The sequence below is a fragment of the Maribacter sp. C-4077 genome (genome assembly GCF_055378385.1).
In genome coordinates this window covers 1,747,074-1,764,151 of the sequence record NZ_AP038807.1, presented here as the reverse complement: position 1 = coordinate 1,764,151, position 17,078 = coordinate 1,747,074, and the positions used below count along the sequence as shown (strand labels likewise).

Sequence of the window (17,078 nt, the reverse complement as noted above, 5' to 3'; positions counted from 1 at the left end):
ACCAACAGAAGTATTTATTGATTCTTAAGCCTTCCGATCAGTTTGTTGTAATATGATTTCAAATTCGACTGTTTTTGGGCTATTGCCGATTTTGTTTTTGGGGAATCATCTATATCGATTACGGAACCATAGGCTTTGTTATACCACTCCTCCCATGCCGATAAAATCTGTTTCTCAAACTTGAAATTGGAACCTTTTTCAATCGCCACTTGACTTTGTTCAAACTCGTTTTCCAATCGCTCAAAGGATTCTTTTTCCAATATGCTTAAAATCCACAGTGCGGTTTTTTCATCGGCATTGACCAATTGTAGACCGCTGGCCAGTGCCGCCGTGCCCACATTTTGTAAGGTCTTTTGGGATACTTTGTCTATTCTGTCATTATCGGTATGATAAAACTGATCCGTAAAATGCCATAATAATAGTCCTGGAATGTTGGCTTTTAAAAAGGGAGTATGGTCACTCCCTCCTTCAAAAGGATTCGTATTCACTTCCCAGCCGGCAAAGTCGCCTTGTTGTCGAAAATTGCGGATAATAAAATCATTGAGATAATGGGGTTTCATGTCCCCTAGAGAAAGGACTTCGCCGCCCCATTCCGTGTGTTTGTCATTTCCGCGCGTCCATATGGCACTTGGGTCCGGCATTTTTTCTATTAAAAAGGAGCCTCCTGTGATATTCGTATTTTCGCCTACCATGTCCAGGCTGATGCCCCATTTTATGCCTTGCGCCCTTGTTTTATCTTCTTGAATGTATCGGTGGGTGGACGATATTTCATCGCCCCAAAGAAAGGTCATGGTACGCTCGCAGTCGATTTGTCCGGAATCGATAAGGTTCGCCGCAACGGAAGCCATTTCTAGCTGCGCCCCAACACCGCTGGCATTGTCATTGGCGCCCGGTTCTTGGATATGGGCACTGAAAACCAGTCGTTCGGAAGGTTTTTTACTTCCTTTTATATTGGCGATTACTGTAAGCTCCTCAGCTTCATATATTTTCGTTTGAATATTTACCTTGACCATCGTTTCCCCTCTTTTAAACGCTGCCTTAAGTCTTTCCTTGGCTTCAAAGGACAGGGCGATTCCCCAGAATTTGGTATTAGTTTGCGGAGGTAGGCTTCTAAACTGTATGGAGGTGATATTCTTTTCCGGTTGTAGGTACGTTGGATTGTTATAGGTCAAAACGCCCAAAACCCCATTGTCCAATAACTCCTGGTAGATACCATTGAGGCCGAATTCCATAAAAACTACCTTGTTTTTCAAGTCGAGGTTGGGTATATCTTCCTTGGCGCCAATGGGGACCACTTCCGCCGCTATGCCTTCTGTTGGTGTTGAAGCCGCGTTGAGATAGGTCATGTTCCTGTTTGAGGTGGAGACCAAAATTGGATCTGTTTGGCCCAAAATTTCCAAACGTGCGGAAACAGGTTCCCAAGTTGGGTCTTTCATGGGTCGGGATTCGATCCTGTAGGTCAATCGGTCATTGGAATCGGCTTTGGATTCCAGTACATATCCGGCTTTTTCAAGTTCCTTGGCTATCCATTTCACACTATTGTTGAACCCGGTATTTCCAGGGACCCTCCAGTATTGCGCTACATAGTCCGTAGTTTCATAGGCCAATTTCCCATCGAACTTTGGTCGGACCAAATCAAAATATTCGTTTTTTTCACCCTCCTTGTTCTGTGAGTGTAAATGTGAGGGCATCACCAGCAATAGAGCATAAAGGAAACAGAGGGTGCTTGTTTTTTCTAGGAACTGTGACATACGAGGAGACCTTGAGCCCAACGATAGGTATATTATTTGCGACAGACATTTCCAACGGATATTATCTGAGAGAAATCGGGTCCTGTTAGTGTTTAGTTGATTTAAATTTAGTGATAAAAAGGCAATCAAACATGGCCAATACTGTAGCACTTATTTTTAGTTAAATAAATTTCCCATTAACTGTTCGGCCATTTTATATTCCTCCAATAATGGTTTTCCTAATTTAAATCTTTCAATCTCTTCTTTACTTGTTTCAAATTCTTTAGTTTCTAAAATCATTTTATCGATTTGATTTTTCCATTCTTCGTAAGCGTTTGGCTGCGGGTCAATAAAAACCTCGTGAGTAAATCCGTCTACCATTTCTTGAGCCATTTTCTTAGCATCATTTTCCACTGTTTTGAACCAAATTGACAATGTACCATAGCCATCCATTGTTTGAGTCATTTTCTTTAACTCTCTTCTCATCCATCTTGCGGAAAGCTCAAAAATATCAAAAACTACTTGCTGCTTTTCTACTCCCAAACTATCGTTTTTGACTCTATATGAGCTTTCAAATTCAAATGCAGGAACGATATAGACTTTCTCTCTCAATTTTCCACGCTTTCTTTTCTTTTTAGGGATATCAAGTACAGCAAAAATGCCAAAAGCTCCTGCTGTACAAAGTCCGATTGTGTCGCAATATTTTACAGCGTTAGGAATATCTCTTCCATCATTCTGAAAATCAGTAGCTTTAAGTTTAATATTCTTTTGCCAGAAAATATGTTCGTTATTTTTTACGTGTTCATTATTCTGTCCAACAGCAATAATTGAAATCAGTAAAAATAAAATTTGAATTGTTCTTTTCATACGCTCCACAACTGAAGTTATTCGATATCTGTATTGGTGTTTTTAAGGATGGCTCGATAGGAATCGATTAGTTCCTGTAGTTTCTCTGGATGGCTTTCTGCCAAATTGTTTTGTTGCCCTATATCGTCCTGTAAATTATACAACTGATATACACTGTCATTTCCCAATTCAATATCCACCAAATCATTTCTTGCTGGACCATTGTATGGGGGAATCATCGCCCAATCCCCTTTTCGAAAAGCCGTTCTGGAAGTAGCCTCCAGTACCAACTCGTCCCGGCCAGATTCGCTCTTTCCCAACAATACGGCCATCAGGTTTTTGCTATCCTCCGTTGTGGCATCACTATTTACTAAAGAGGCCAACGAAGCAAAAAGATCCAATTGGGATACCATAGCATTGGAAACACCCGGAGCTATGGTTCCCTTCCAGTAGGTAATGAACGGTACTCGGGTTCCCGCTTCGAACAAACTATATTTTCCGCCACGTAGGGGACCGGCAGGTTTATGATGACCCAATTTTTCAACAGCTTCGTCATAATAACCGTCGTTTACCACGGGGCCGTTATCACTGGAAAAAACGATCAGGGTATTTTCCAACAAACCTTCCTTTTCCAAGGTTTTTATGAACTCCCCTATGACCCAATCCGCTTCCAAAATCACATCGCCTCTAGGTCCCATTCCTGATTTTCCAACGAACCTTGGGTGGGGCGTTCTTGGAACGTGGGGCTGTTGTAGGGCGTAGTATAGAAAAAAGGGTCGGTCCTTATTTTTTTTGACATAGGTTTGGGCATCCACCAGAAAATAATCGGCCATATCCTCATCGACCCATTTGGCGGCTTCCCCACCCTTCATAAAGCCTATTCGCGGAATGTCATTAACAATGCTGTTATTATGCCCATGGTGCCATTTCATTTTTAGCATTTCGGGAGTGTCCAACCCAGTAGGTTCACCCTCAAAATTCTTTTCATAACTGACTTGAATGGGGTCATTGGGGTCCAGATTCACGACATTCCCGTTTTTGATATAGACCGTAGGTACCCTATCTTGGGTGGCGGCCAAAATATTACTGTAGTCAAAACCTACCTCATTAGGCCCCGGACGTATGGTCTCGTTCCAGTTGATTTCCGCGGCACCTAGGCCAAGGTGCCACTTACCAACAATCCCAGTAGCATAGCCCTCGTTTCTCAAAAGCTTTGGTAGTGTGGTTTGGGCCGTATCAATAATCAAGGAAGCGGACCCCGGAAGGATTTTTGCATTTTTATTCCGCCAAGGATACACCCCGGTCAACAAGGCATATCTACTGGGCGTACAGGTAGCCGAGGTGGCATAACCATTCGTAAATCGTAGTCCGCCATTGGCCAATGCATCCATATTTGGAGTTTTCAATTCCGTAGCCCCATAGGCACTAAGCTCACCAAAGCCCAAATCGTCCATATAAATAATAACGATATTGGGTTTTGAACCATCAGCACTCGTCATTTCACTGGTTTTGGCAGTATTGTCTTTGCACGAGAAAAGGCTCAATACCAAAATTGAAACAATAAGAAGTTGTCGACTTTCCATTCTTAGATGATTTGTTTTTTTCTCATTTTTAATTCATGCCCTGCGGTCAGATGAATTGAATTTAAATTTGAAAATTAACCTTGGACTTAATCTATGCTACTCCTCCCATTTCCAATCGCCTCCAATAATCAGTTTTTCCTTAAGGTCGTTTTTTATCATGAACTCCTTTGTAGTCTCACTATCCATTTTGGTCGCGGGAAGGGTTTCGGCATTTGCCAAGCCGTACAACATCATGGTGCCAAACCGGGAAGTATTGGTCATATGTTCCTCGTTCACCAAGTTAAAATCGTCACAATCCGAATGATAACAACCGTAAATGGAACGGTCCAAGTTGCTGTGAACCGATAAAATTGGCACCCCTTCCAACATAAAGGGCTGGTGGTCGCTATGCAATCCGGAACGGTTTGAAAATTCATTTTTATAGATGCTGTCCTGTTGTTGGATTGCGGCACCTAGATTGGTGAAAAAAGCCTCGTTATCTAACTTTCCACCAGCATTCATACCAATGGGATTGCCTGCCATGTCCAAGTTCATCATATACTTTATTTGGTCCATAGTGCCTTCTTTCAGGGCTTCTGCCACCATGTGTCTGGAACCAAAAAGGCCTTGTTCCTCACCCATGAACATGACGAATTTTACCGTTCTTTTTGGCTGAAGGTTATTGGCCTTAAACGCACGGGCAATATCCAATACCGCAAAGGATCCAATGCCGTTATCTATGGCTCCTGTGGCCAAATCCCACGAATCCAAATGGCCGCCAATGACGATGATTTCATTGGGTATCTCACTTCCCGGGAGGGTAGCTACCACGTTCCTGGCACTGATCATGTCGCTGTTATTCGTCATTTCAATTGTGGCGGACGCGGTTCCTTCTTTCAGCGTTTCTTTTAAGGCCATACCATCTTCCTTGCCGATACAAACGGCCGGAATGGGAATCAGTTCCCCGGTTACGGAGGCGGTTCCAGTTAATAGCACCCCATTGTCCACTTGGTTGATGATGATAATTCCCTTGGCACCGTATTTAATTGCTAAGGCAGTTTTTTCACTTCGGTGCAGATTGCTCAATCCCTCCGGACTTCCTTCCAAAATACTGATATACACCAAGGCAATTTTGTCCTTTACGGCATCGGGTTTTGCCGCATAATCTACTTCTAGGCCGTTGCCCATGTCCACGATTTCTCCCGATACCATGGCTTCCACGGGTGAATGTCCTAGCGTCACCGCCTTGACAGGTTCTTCATTTATAGTGACGGATACGGTTCCTCTGGACCAAGCCTCTACTTCAAAAGATTGATATTCCACATCCTCAAAACCATATTCCTTGAACTTATTATAGGTGTATTCCTCTGCCTTGGCACCGTTTTCGGAACCTGTAAGTCGGTGACCAATAGTTTCGGAAGCTTCCTTTAACGTACTGTAGCCTTTTGCGTTTTGCTTGATTTCGGAATCTATGCGGGCAAATAGTTCTGCCTGTGTTTCTGCTTTTTTCGTTTCGCCGCAAGAGACGGCTAAAATGGCTGTTAAAACAATAAAGAGTTGTTTTTTCATAGGTCTGCTAGTTGAATTTAATTTATGATTTTATCTTTTGGGTATGTTGTATTTGTAGTTCGCTTTGTTTCAATCGGGAATTCAATTGCTCCACTTCCACGGTTATGAATTTCTTAAACTTGGCATCTACCTCTTTAAGACGTTCATTAAAAATGGCATACACTTCCTGTTGTTGGTCCGTAGGTTTAAAATCTGCACCAAACCCACCGATGTCACTGGCCAAAGCACTCAGCCTACCATAAAGCTTTATGGGAGATCTAAAGGCATCTTCACGGGCCCCTGTCAGATGGATGTCATAAAGGCTGCCAGCTATGGCAATGGCCATGGCGCGTAGTTCCTCGGCTTTTTTTCGGTCCGCTGAGCGGCTTAACTTTGGGATGATATCATTGAGCTCTACCCGTATCGCTTCAATATCATTGATCATGGTTACGGCCAAGTTCATCGCATCGCGAAGTTCCAAGGAAAAGGCTACTTGTTTTTGAATGTCTTCGAGATTACCTTCCGTACTCGGGTCTTTTAAAACCTCCAGTTCCCTAATGTATTCTTTGTTGCCAATAACCAGTTTTACCTTATAGTTATCGGGTACTACTTTGGGACCGTATTGTCCACGCATTAAATCAAGGTCCCAAGTGACCAAGGGGCGCCATCCTTCACCATTGAGCTGGACCCATGGCCTTCCTGGTGGGGAGGTCTGAAGTTTTGGTTTATATGTGGGTTCATAGCGTAGGTTCCACATGACCCTATTGACGCCTGGTTTGTTTTTTCCTTCCAAGGTGCGGACTACTTCATCTTCCATGGTCAAAATCTGTATTTCGATTTTTTGATCGGTACTATCCTTTAAGAAGTAATTGATTTCCGCACCATAGGCAGGGTTAGTACCGGAATTTAAGCTAGGACCATCGGTTTTGATGCTTTGAACATCTTGGAAACGATATACCGGTCTAAGACTGAAAAGATGGGCCTCCTTATCCTTTGCATCCATATCGTATTCCCGTAAAGGGGAAATATTGTCCATGATATAATAGCCTCTTCCATACGTACCCACCACAAGATCATCAAACCGTTCTTGGATTTCCAACCAATACACGGGTGCAGGTGGCAGATTGTTGCGCAAACGCATCCAATGTTCACCATCATCATGGCTTATATAAAGTCCGTTATCAACTCCCAAGTAGAGCATTCCTTCCCTTTTGGGGTCTTCCTTGATAACATGGGCAAAGCTATGGACAGATTTTGGCACTGTATCGCTTATTAATTTCCAGGTCTGCCCATAATCCTCGGTTTTGTAAACATACGGGTCAAAGTCCCCCATTTGATGCAGGTCTACCGTGATATAAGCACTTCCCTTTTTATATCGGGATGCTTCTATGTTGGCAATGGTTCCCCATTTGGGAAGGTCAGGAATATTGGAGGTTACATTGGTCCAAGTGGTTCCTCCATCTTTGGTGAGCTGTACCTGTCCGTCATTGCTACCGGTCCAAATAAGGCCAGGTTCCAATGTTGACTCCACAATGCTGAACAAAACCGACCCATCAAAGGTCATAAGGTTGTCAACGGCGATACCCCCTGAATTTTGTTGATGGGTCTTATCGTTCAAGGTAAGGTCCGGACTGATCACTTGCCAACTTTGTCCGCCGTCATCACTTTTATGTACATATTGGCTGCCCACGTAGACCCTATGTTTTGTATGGGGCGAAAAGGCCAATGGAAAATTCCAATGCCAGCGGTATTTCAATTTTCCCGGTTCCCAACCGTAGCCTGCCTCTGGCCAAACCCGTACATCACGGGCGTGTCCTGTTTTAACATTGTAACGTTGCAGTCCCCCATCATAACAACCGGACCAAACAATGTCGTTGTCAAAAGGATCGGGTTGGGCAAAACCGCTTTCGCAACCGCCTACGCCCTTCCAAAGGCCCAGAGGTATGTACCCCTGTTTGCTATTGCTGGGCCCCATATAGGAATACCCATCCTGGCGGTTTCCATAGACATTGTATGGAATTTTATCATCAACGGCTACATGGTACATTTGGGCTATTGGAAGCACGATCCGCTGAAAGGTTTTTCCATGGTTCATACTGATACTGGCACCCCCATCATGGGCCACCATGAGTCGGTCCGCATTGGTGGGGTCCACCCAGATATCATGGTTATCGCCTCCGGCACTGTAACCACTTTCAATGGTCTTACCGCCATCCTTGGAAATGCTGAATTTAACACTGGCAAAATAGAGTTCATTAGGGTCTGCAGTTGAAACGGCCATACGCGTATAATAAGGGGCACGTTCTGCAATGTCATGGTTTCTTGTCTGTAGGGTCCAAGAGTCCCCAAAGTCTTCGGAGCGATAAAGGGCCGGACTCTCTATTTCAAAAAGGGCATAGACAATATTCGGACTGGAATGTGAAATGGCTACAGCAGTTTTACCAACGGGATGGTCTTCACCTCCCGGCAGGCCTTTTTTGGACAAGGGTTCCCAAGTATCCCCACCATCCAAGGTCCTGTAAACACCTCCTCCGGGACCACCACTATTCAAGCCCCATGTATTGATATGTATGGACCACATGCCTACTAGGAGTCGGTCTGGATTTTTTGGGTCCATGGCCAATTCGGCAGCCCCGGTGTTTTCATCCACAAAAAAGATGCGATTCCAGGTCTTTCCACCATCCGTGGTTTTAAATACCCCTCGTTCCTGCTGTGGTCCGTAGGTATGTCCAAGGGCAGCTGCATATACAATGTCCGGATTGGTAGGATGCACAAGAATGCGCCCAATGCGCCCCGTTTTCTCAAGGCCCATGTTTATCCAGGTCTTTCCACCATCCTCGGATTTATAGATGCCATCACCCATGGCATGGGCGGGCCGAATCACAAAGGTTTCACCCGTGCCCACCCAAATGATATCGGGATTTGTTGGGGTAATGGCCACCGAGCCAATGGATGAAACGTCCTGAGCATCAAAAATGGGGTTCCAGCTAATACCGCCATCGGAGGTTTTCCATAATCCGCCGGAGGCCGCACCGATATAGGTGGTCATGGGGTCTCCCGCCACCCCCGCCATGGCAATGGTACGGTTGCCTTCCGGTCCTATAAAACGAAACCGTAGGTTCCCAAAAACAGCGGGGTCTGTTTGGGGAAAAATCGAAACAAAATTTAAAAGAAGTAATACAAGCAAAAAATACCGGATTTTCATGACAATTGGTTTGTTATGGTATGGTGTACAAGTTAGCCAATTGTTGTCTAAAATAGCCCTTTAAAAAGGGTGTAATTGTGGTAAATATGTGGTTCATTTCTTAAGAAAACAGTGGCTATTGCTTAATTTTATGGCAAAATCATAGACTTCATGAAATACGAACAAATTCCCAACGCCCTATTTATAAAAAACCGAGAGAAATTTATGGCCCGCATGCGTCCCAAGAGCATTGCGGTCTTTAATTCCAACGACATTTACCCCATAAGTGCCGATAGTGTCATGCCCTTTGAGCAACATCGGGATATTTTTTATCTGAGCGGGGCCGATCAAGAGGAAACTATTTTGTTATTATTTCCGGATGCCATGGACAAAAAACACCGGGAAATTCTATTCGTAAGGGAAACCAATGAGCACATCGCCATTTGGGAAGGTGCAAAGTTGACCAAGGAAAAGGCAACCGACGTATCGGGGATAGAAACCATTTACTGGCTAAAGGAATTTGACAAAGTTTTTTTTGATCTGATGACCGAAGCAGATACTATCTATTTCAACACCAACGAACACTACAGGCAGGCAGTTGAAACGCAGACCAGGGAAGACCGATTTATACTGGCCTGCCAGCAAAAATTCCCTGCGCACCAAGTGGCAAAGAGCAACCCGATTCTTCAGGAAATCCGTGGGATCAAGGAACCGGAGGAATTGGAACTGATACAAATGGCCTGCAACATCACCGAAAAAGGCTTCCGTAGGTTGTTGGGCTTTGTAAAGCCTGGGGTTATGGAGTATGAAGTGGAGGCGGAGCTATTGCACGAATTTATACGGAACCGTTCCAAAGGATTTGCCTATCCGCCGATCATCGCCTCGGGCAACAATGCCAACGTACTTCACTATTTGGAAAATAATAAAGCCTGTAAGGATGGCGATATGTTGTTGATGGACGTAGCGGCGGAGTATGCCAACTACTCCAGCGACCTTACCCGGACCATCCCCGTTAACGGCCGTTTCACGAAACGGCAAAAGGAGGTCTACAACGCCGTACTAAGGGTGAAAAACGATGCGACCAAAATGTTGGTTCCCGGAACCCTTTGGGCGGAATACCATAAGGAATGCGGTAAATTGATGACTTCTGAACTTTTGGGCTTGGGTCTTTTGGATAAAGCCGATGTTCAAAATGAAAATCCGGATTGGCCCGCCTATAAAAAATACTTTATGCACGGCACCAGTCACCATATTGGGTTGAATACGCATGACTATGGGGAACTGAAGACTCCCATGAAGGCCAATATGGTATTTACCGTAGAACCGGGAATTTATATCCCCGATGAAAAAATGGGCATTCGTTTGGAGGACGATGTGGTCATCCAAGAAAAAGGGGATCCCTTTAATTTAATGCGCAATATTCCTATTGAAATTGAGGAAATTGAGGAGTTGATGAATAGCCCTCTCTAACTTCCCAAAAATGGTAGTACCCATTTGCATGTAGGATGATTTGTTTCAAAATGATTTAAAATAAGAGGTTTTTAATTCCTCAAAAACTAGAAAGAATTTAATAAGTAAAGATTATGAAATTAGTATCGTGGAACGTCAATGGCATAAGAGCTTCCGTAAAAAAAGGCTTTGAGGATGTTGTGTCCAGTTTTAATGCCGATGTTTTTTGTATCCAGGAAACCAAGGCCCAGGATGACCAAGTGGCAGAGGCCTTGGCCGAAATTACCGACTATACTTTATACACCAATAGTGCCGAAAAGAAAGGATATTCAGGCACAGGGATACTATCAAAACAAGAGCCCATTTCTTTTGGCAGCAATATGGGTATTGCGGACCATGATATGGAAGGCAGGATTTCCTATGCGGAGTACCCCGACTTCTATTTGGTCAATGTCTATGTACCAAACAGCGGTAATGGACTCAAACGGCTGGATTATCGGTCAGGCTGGGATACTGATTTCACGGAATACCTTCTAAACCTGTCGAAAAAGAAACCTTTGATCATTACGGGCGATTTTAACGTGGCCCACACTGAAAATGATTTGGCCAATCCCAAATCCAATTACAACAAAACGGCAGGTTTTACCCAAGTGGAAATTGATGGGTTTGACCACATGCTCAAAACTTTGAACCTAGTTGATAGTTTTAGGGCTTTGCACCCGGATACGTTCGACAAATATACGTTCTGGAGCATGCGCGGCGGAGCGAGAAGTAGGAACGTGGGTTGGCGTATCGATTATTTTTTGGTCAGCGAATCTTTATGGTCCAAGGTAACCTCGGCAGAAATCCATGACCAGGTCATGGGTAGCGATCATTGCCCTATCAGTTTGGAAATAGCACTATAGATATGGGACTCCTATTGTTTTTACAGGACGTTTCGAAAATCGAAAAGAAAATCCAGGAGGCACCTGATCGTTCCTATGAGATTGGTGTGGCCATTGGTACCTACCTTCCCTTTGTGGTATTGATTTTGGTAGCCTATTTGTTTTACTACTACTCCAAAAAGCGGAGGGATTCTTGATATATGTACAGGATGATTTAAAAATAGTGCTACTTATTTACTCGGCAGACTTTATTATCTCGCCGCCTTTCATTACAAATTGTACACGCTGTAGTTCTGTAATATCTTCCAGCGGATTCTTTTTGGTAGCAATAATATCGGCGTATTTACCTACCTCAATAGTTCCTATACTATCATCCATTTTCAAAAGCTCCGCATTTACTTTGGTCCCGGCAATAATGGCTTCCATAGGGGTCATGCCAAACAGTACAAATTCGTGAAATTCATTGGCCGCAAAGCTACCGGGAAATCCCACATTGTCCGAACCAATACCCAGCTTTACCCCTCTCTTATGGGCCTCCCCAAGTACCTTCATTCTGGCTTCCCTAAATTCCTTTTGGGAACGTTGCGTTTTTGTCAGTGCCACATTCCCGGGGTCTTTTAAGCGAAAATAGGTGCCAACCGTCAAAGTTGGTACTATATAGGTGTCGTACTCCAAAAACAAGTCTATCGTTTCAGCATCCAAAAAGGTCCCATGCTCTATGGATCTTGCCCCAAATTTTATAGCTTTAACAATCCCCTCTTTGGCATGTGCGTGCATCATGACCGGAATATCCCTTTGTCCGGCTTCCTCTACCGCCGTTTTAAGTTCCTCATCGCTAAAATGTACGTTCCTTGGGTTGTCTCCTGTAGACATAAAAGCCCCAGTGACCAAAAGTTTGATCCAGTCGCTCCCATTCTTGATTTCTTGTCTAATGGCCTTCCGCATTTCATCCTTGCCATCCACAATGAGACCATCAGGGATAACGGATTGTTCGTTGGAAATATAATTTATATCCCCTCCCCCTCCGGTTACTGAAATATAGTGCCCGGCACCAAAAATCCGTGGTCCTTTGAACAGGCCGGCATTTATAGCATTGCGGATCTCAAAATGTGCATATTTGGTATCGGCATCACCGGCAATCCTTATCGTGGTCCAACCAGCTTCCAGCCATTCCTGTACCGTCTTTAATCCCCGTAATGCGTTAAAAGCCGAGGAACCCTTTAAGTGATTGGTTTGGTATTCACTGCCGTAAATTAAAGGGTGGGTGTGGGCATCTATCATTCCTGGTAATACGGTATATTCACTTAAATCGATAACGGTATATCCCGGTTTTAGCAGGTCCATGGTGCCCACTTCAATAATCCGATCCCCCTCTACAAGTATTACGGCATCGGCTTGAACTTGCGTATCTTTTGCCGTGATAAGATTTCCGCAAATTAAGGCCGTTGTTTCCTGTGCCCAGGCAATGCTGAAACATAAAAAGATAAAAACGAAAGATAGACGGATTCTATTCATTATTCTCGTAGTGTTAGTATATGTAGGAAAGATACAATTTTCATCATCCCTATGTTTAAAATTCAGTACCCGTAATGCTACCTTAAGGACATATTTCGAAGTTTAGGTGGGTAGCTATGAAAAATAGAAAGCTCAGCAAATACACTTCCATATTGCCTAGAATACAAAAGCTTCTGATTTGCACGAATCGGTCTAATAAATGAAAACGAAACAAAGTGCAAAAAGCCTACTCTTTTAAGGCTTAAAAATCAAAATGGTCAGGATGTGGCCCACTGCGTTCATCCCTGTCCAAGCTATCCAAAAAGGCCATGTCCTCATTGGAAAGCTCAAAGTCGAAAATATCCGCATTGGAGGCGATACGCTTTTTATGTACTGATTTTGGTATGGTGACCACCCCTTTCTGTAGGTTCCATCGCAGGATGATTTGAGCAGCCGATTTGTTGTACTTTTCGGTCAAATCCTTATAAAAATCCAATTGGAATAGTTTCCCTTGCATGAAGGGAGACCAAGCTTCATACTGAATGGTATTTTTATTGCAAAAATCCAAAAGGTCCTGCTGCACTAAATATGGGTGAAATTCCATTTGATTCACCATAGGTACGATATTGCAGTCACTTAATAAGTCATCCAAGTGATGCCGCAAAAAGTTACTGACCCCGATTGCCCTAACCTTTTTAGTTTCGTATAAATATTCCAAAGCCCTCCAAGTATCCTTGTATTTCCCCTTAACGGGCCAGTGCACCAGAAATAGGTCGAGATAATCCACCTGCAATCGGTTGATGCTATCTTCAAACGACTGTAGCGTAGTATTATATCCTTGTTCGCTGTTCCAAACCTTCGTCACCAGAAAAATATCCTCCCTGACTACGGAACTTTCCTTGATTCCCCTGCCCACACCTTCTTCATTCTTATACACCGAAGCCGTATCGATATGTCTGTACCCCAAATCCAAGGCATGCTTTACGGAATCTATGACCTCTTGGTCGTTATCGGCTTGGTAGGTACCCAAACCTAAATAAGGCATAAAAACCCCGTTTCGTAATTCAACTCCCCCTGAAATGTCCGTAATTTTCATATGTTTATTTTTATTGTTTTTCATAGGTCAGATGTAATTATTCACATCGCTGTTTATTGTATTTTCAAAAGGTGTTCATGAATCTTTGATTTCGCCAATAACCATTTACTCACGAAGCTCGTCTATTTTCAAAAAAGGTGCTCGTGAACCTTTGGTTTCAGTGGGTATCAAGACTTGTTATGGCTCATTTCATATGTTTCGATTTTTGGTTGTTCCCTTCGGCTCTGCTCAGGGGCAGGAGTTGTTCATAATGTAAAAGTTATTTTTCACTTTTCATTTTTCACTTTTCACTAACTACCACCCACTTACAACCGGTATACCCATTCCTCTGGATTCAACCTATCCGTGTCTTGGTATAAGTAGAATTTTAGTCGGGTCTGGCCATTTGACCGATTGGTATATATGGTTCCCAATTCATCCTTTATTTTCACCTTATCTCCTTTTTTTACATAAAGTTCGGACAAATTATAGTACGTACTTATAAAATTACCGTGCTTTACCTGAACTCCCTTGTTTCCGCCAGGCACTGCCAAAATGGCGATAACCTCGCCTTCAAATATGGCCCTTGCCTTAGATCCAGGATCTGTGGCTATGATGACCCCGTTGCTTTGGTGTTTTATTCCAGGGTATACGGCATCGTTGTATATACCAAAACCCTGACTTTTAATGCCCTTCTCAACGGGCCAAATTAATTTTCCTTTATTCGCCGAAAAATTGTTGGCCACTAGGGTCGCCTCCGGTGTCAACACGAATTTACTGGCACTGGTAGTCGTTTTCCCGGCTTCCTTGTTTGAGGCGGCTATGGCCGACCGTATCAGGTTTTCTATCTGTTGGTCTATTTTACGCGCCTCCCGCTTCTTTTCCTCAATGGCCTTGGCATATTTGCTTTCGTTCTGTCGGATGGTTCCCAATAGTTCTTTCTGCTCCTGTATCTCCGCGAACAATTGGTCTTTGGCCTTGGTGTTCTGGGCCAACAGTACCTCCTTAACCTTGCGCTCCTCGTTCAGATCCATGTTCAAACGCGTTAACTCCTCCGTTTTGGCCAAAATCTGTGCTCCCTGCTCCTTTCTATAGTCCGTGTACTGCTTCATGTATTGAAGCCGTTTAAATGCCTGGTAAAAGCTTTCTGAGGACAATAGGAACATCAATCTATTTTGCTTGGATTTGTTCTGATAGGATTTTTGGATCATCCTGGCATATTCCTCCTTTATTTGCTGAAGCTCTCCCTTGAGCTTACTGATGTTTCGTATGTTGGTATTTATTTGTCTATTCAGCAAATTGGCCTGCTGGTTTGTAACCCGGATCAATTGTTGACGTACTGTGATTTTTTTATCGAGGGCCTCCATCTGATCCAGTACCGTGCCCCTTTCCTTTTTTTCGGATAACAATAATCTATTGATTTCCCGGATTTCGTTCTGTAGTTGTTCCCGCTTTTCCTCCAAGGCCTTTTGCTCGGTGGTTTGCGACCATAAAAGAGGTGCTCCCCATAGCAAAAGAAGAAAAAAGATACTGCAATGTTGTTTTGCTACCATTACGCTACTCCAAAACGATTTCTTTAAAACCTTTCGGTATATTATAAGGAAAATTGACGTCACGATTCAATTCTATGTTTCTATATTCCAAAAGAATCCGGTTCTCGTTGTTTTCTTCTATCGCCAAAATGGATACCTCATTGGGTATGGCTTCCTTCCCCACAAGTTGGTAGTTTTCATATTTGATTTCCAACAAGCGCTTTTTCAGGGGCTGTGACAATTGCTGTAGGTCCATCTTAAAGTTCTTGGGCTCGATTTGGAACAGGGTCTTGTAAAGCGCACCGGCAGTTTTTGGGGTCAATCGATAGTTATCCTTACCTATTGAAAGGTCAAACTTGTCATTTCTTAAGTCAAAAAGGGCCTGTCCCAACAACATGTTTTGAAGGATGGAGTAATCCACCTCGGTTCCCAAAAGCTTGCTCAAATAGGAGAAATCACCATCAAAATATTCATTGTCCATTTTGTTGTAAAAGGATACCCTATCCGGAGTGATATATGCCTTTACGATTCCTAAAGGAGCGCTGATCCATATGCCCTTATCCTTTTCCATCCGTAGACTTACGGATACGCTTTGTTCATCCTCCCCATCGGAATAATCGATTTTGACCCTTCCCGTAAGTGTCTTGAATTCCAACTTATTTTGGTAGTGGGCCTTTACAACGGACTTTGCCGATAGCCGATCATCCATGGAACCATCGGAAATTACCTTGGCACTTTTACAGGAAAAGACAATAAGCGCGAAACTACATACCGTAGCCATTCTTAAATATGTTCGTAAACTCAATTGCATCATTAAAATCCGGGTTTCACCTTGTTCAAATATTCGTTTGCCTTTTCCGTATTCCCCATGGCACCGTACACCTCTGAAAGCTCCTTATAGATTTTATTCTCCAATACCGGGTCGTCTATTAGATAATCCAAGGCCGTCTCCAAGGCCTCCTTTGCCTCGTTGAGGGTGTTGCCCATTTTAAGGGCGACTCCATTTGCATAGTATAAAAAGGGCTGTAGGGGATACTTTTCAAGAGCCTCCTCAGTAAGCTCTAGCAGTGTTTTGGCATCCCTGGATGCGTTTATCAAGTCCTGTATCCGCTTTTCAAACGTACCCAAATCGCTGGCATCCCCGCTCTTGTTTTCAGATATGTCAATCTTGTTCGTTATAGTCCGCTGCTTTGCAATGGAATCGTTTATTTTGGATTGAAGGTACTCGGTTTTCACCGTTTTCTCCAATTCCATCAATATGCTCTTGGCTTCTTGATAGTTTCCCAGTTCATAATAAATAGTGGCCAGGTTCGATTTTAATTCCCGATTATTCCAAGGAATCTGTTCTTTTATGGTGCTCACGGTAGTGTTTTGGGCCTGCAAACTCTCTGCCAAGGTGTTAGCATACCAATAATTTTCCGGATCCTCCAAAACGGCTTCCTGCGCATATTCCTGGGCATTGATATACTGCTTGTCCAACAAATAGGATTTGGCGAGTTCAAAGGAAACAACTTCCTTTTCCGGTTCCAAATTCTTGCACTTTAAAAATGCGTTTATGGCCTTATCGTAATTTTGAATGCCCTTTTGTTTTAGACCTTCAAAAAAATATTGCTGAAATTCATCTGAATACTCCTCAAATGATACTTCCGCACTCTCCTCCTCGGTGATGGGACCTTCCTCTTGGGACAAAACAATCCCTGGGGAAAGCGTTGCTCCTAAAAAAAGTAGTAGCATTGGGACTGTCTTTTTCAAACGTTTAAATTTTAATAATTAT

Annotated in this window: 13 protein-coding genes; 3 read left to right on the top strand and 10 right to left on the bottom strand. The window is 43.4% G+C overall.

What is annotated here, in order from left to right:
- Positions 1–14: 14 nt before the first annotated feature.
- The 5 genes from ACZ41C_RS07590 to ACZ41C_RS07570 all read right to left on the bottom strand — a co-directional run bounded on the left by ACZ41C_RS07590 (position 15) and on the right by ACZ41C_RS07570 (position 8,891).
- Positions 15–1,751, bottom strand: a complete 1,737-nt coding sequence (locus tag ACZ41C_RS07590) for a M28 family peptidase (RefSeq protein ID WP_464565311.1) — start codon at positions 1,749–1,751, stop codon at positions 15–17.
- 156 nt (positions 1,752–1,907) lie between these two features.
- The gene (locus ACZ41C_RS07585; RefSeq protein WP_464565309.1) at positions 1,908–2,597 is read right to left on the bottom strand and encodes a hypothetical protein; all 690 of its coding nucleotides are present in this window, start codon (positions 2,595–2,597) and stop codon (positions 1,908–1,910) included.
- A gap of 17 nt (positions 2,598–2,614) precedes the next feature.
- Positions 2,615–4,159, bottom strand: coding sequence for a sulfatase family protein (locus ACZ41C_RS07580; protein ID WP_464565307.1), 1,545 nt, complete (start codon positions 4,157–4,159; stop codon positions 2,615–2,617).
- 96 nt (positions 4,160–4,255) lie between these two features.
- Entirely contained in the window at positions 4,256–5,707 is a 1,452-nt protein-coding gene (locus ACZ41C_RS07575) for a M20/M25/M40 family metallo-hydrolase (RefSeq protein WP_464565305.1), read from the bottom strand.
- Between the two features lie 22 nt (positions 5,708–5,729).
- Positions 5,730–8,891 (bottom strand): WD40/YVTN/BNR-like repeat-containing protein, encoded by a 3,162-nt coding sequence (locus ACZ41C_RS07570; protein ID WP_464565303.1) that lies wholly within the window; start codon positions 8,889–8,891, stop codon positions 5,730–5,732.
- A 150-nt stretch (positions 8,892–9,041) separates the two neighbouring features.
- Between ACZ41C_RS07570 and ACZ41C_RS07565 the strand changes: the two genes are divergently transcribed.
- The 3 genes from ACZ41C_RS07565 (at position 9,042) to ACZ41C_RS07555 (ending at position 11,400) form a co-directional block, all read left to right on the top strand.
- A complete protein-coding gene (locus ACZ41C_RS07565; RefSeq protein WP_138256588.1) occupies positions 9,042–10,340 on the top strand; it encodes an aminopeptidase P family protein in 1,299 nt (432 codons plus the stop codon).
- A gap of 113 nt (positions 10,341–10,453) precedes the next feature.
- Positions 10,454–11,224: an exodeoxyribonuclease III gene (locus ACZ41C_RS07560; protein ID WP_464565300.1), complete on the top strand. Its 771-nt coding sequence runs from the start codon at positions 10,454–10,456 to the stop codon at positions 11,222–11,224.
- A 2-nt stretch (positions 11,225–11,226) separates the two neighbouring features.
- Complete coding sequence (locus tag ACZ41C_RS07555; RefSeq protein WP_464565298.1) at positions 11,227–11,400, top strand: hypothetical protein; 174 nt, start codon at positions 11,227–11,229, stop codon at positions 11,398–11,400.
- Between the two features lie 37 nt (positions 11,401–11,437).
- Here the strand turns inward: ACZ41C_RS07555 and ACZ41C_RS07550 are convergent, their stop codons facing one another.
- The 5 genes from ACZ41C_RS07550 to ACZ41C_RS07530 all read right to left on the bottom strand — a co-directional run bounded on the left by ACZ41C_RS07550 (position 11,438) and on the right by ACZ41C_RS07530 (position 17,056).
- Positions 11,438–12,718 (bottom strand): metal-dependent hydrolase family protein, encoded by a 1,281-nt coding sequence (locus tag ACZ41C_RS07550; RefSeq protein ID WP_464565296.1) that lies wholly within the window; start codon positions 12,716–12,718, stop codon positions 11,438–11,440.
- A gap of 241 nt (positions 12,719–12,959) precedes the next feature.
- Entirely contained in the window at positions 12,960–13,793 is an 834-nt protein-coding gene (locus ACZ41C_RS07545) for an aldo/keto reductase (RefSeq protein ID WP_464565294.1), read from the bottom strand.
- A 305-nt stretch (positions 13,794–14,098) separates the two neighbouring features.
- Positions 14,099–15,325, bottom strand: coding sequence for a murein hydrolase activator EnvC family protein (locus ACZ41C_RS07540; RefSeq protein WP_464565292.1), 1,227 nt, complete (start codon positions 15,323–15,325; stop codon positions 14,099–14,101).
- A 4-nt stretch (positions 15,326–15,329) separates the two neighbouring features.
- Positions 15,330–16,118 carry a lipoprotein insertase outer membrane protein LolB1 gene (gene lolB1 / locus ACZ41C_RS07535; RefSeq protein ID WP_464565290.1) on the bottom strand — a complete coding sequence of 263 codons (789 nt, stop codon included), beginning with the start codon at positions 16,116–16,118 and terminating at the stop codon, positions 15,330–15,332.
- A complete protein-coding gene (locus ACZ41C_RS07530; protein WP_464565288.1) occupies positions 16,118–17,056 on the bottom strand; it encodes a tetratricopeptide repeat protein in 939 nt (312 codons plus the stop codon). Before ACZ41C_RS07530 ends, lolB1 begins: the two co-directional genes overlap by 1 nt.
- Positions 17,057–17,078: the final 22 nt, after the last annotated feature.

Excerpts from the sequence above, each read along its gene's own strand:
- ACZ41C_RS07590 (WP_464565311.1), bottom strand. The coding sequence starts at position 1,751 with ATGTCACAGTTCCTAGAAAAAACAAGCACCCTCTGTTTCCTTTATGCT.
- ACZ41C_RS07585 (WP_464565309.1), bottom strand. The coding sequence starts at position 2,597 with ATGAAAAGAACAATTCAAATTTTATTTTTACTGATTTCAATTATTGCT.
- ACZ41C_RS07580 (WP_464565307.1), bottom strand. The coding sequence starts at position 4,159 with ATGGAAAGTCGACAACTTCTTATTGTTTCAATTTTGGTATTGAGCCTT.
- ACZ41C_RS07575 (WP_464565305.1), bottom strand. The coding sequence starts at position 5,707 with ATGAAAAAACAACTCTTTATTGTTTTAACAGCCATTTTAGCCGTCTCT.
- ACZ41C_RS07570 (WP_464565303.1), bottom strand. The coding sequence starts at position 8,891 with ATGAAAATCCGGTATTTTTTGCTTGTATTACTTCTTTTAAATTTTGTT.
- ACZ41C_RS07565 (WP_138256588.1), top strand. The coding sequence starts at position 9,042 with ATGAAATACGAACAAATTCCCAACGCCCTATTTATAAAAAACCGAGAG.
- ACZ41C_RS07560 (WP_464565300.1), top strand. The coding sequence starts at position 10,454 with ATGAAATTAGTATCGTGGAACGTCAATGGCATAAGAGCTTCCGTAAAA.
- ACZ41C_RS07555 (WP_464565298.1), top strand. The coding sequence starts at position 11,227 with ATGGGACTCCTATTGTTTTTACAGGACGTTTCGAAAATCGAAAAGAAA.
- ACZ41C_RS07550 (WP_464565296.1), bottom strand. The coding sequence starts at position 12,718 with ATGAATAGAATCCGTCTATCTTTCGTTTTTATCTTTTTATGTTTCAGC.
- ACZ41C_RS07545 (WP_464565294.1), bottom strand. The coding sequence starts at position 13,793 with ATGAAAATTACGGACATTTCAGGGGGAGTTGAATTACGAAACGGGGTT.
- ACZ41C_RS07540 (WP_464565292.1), bottom strand. The coding sequence starts at position 15,325 with ATGGTAGCAAAACAACATTGCAGTATCTTTTTTCTTCTTTTGCTATGG.
- lolB1 (WP_464565290.1), bottom strand. The coding sequence starts at position 16,118 with ATGATGCAATTGAGTTTACGAACATATTTAAGAATGGCTACGGTATGT.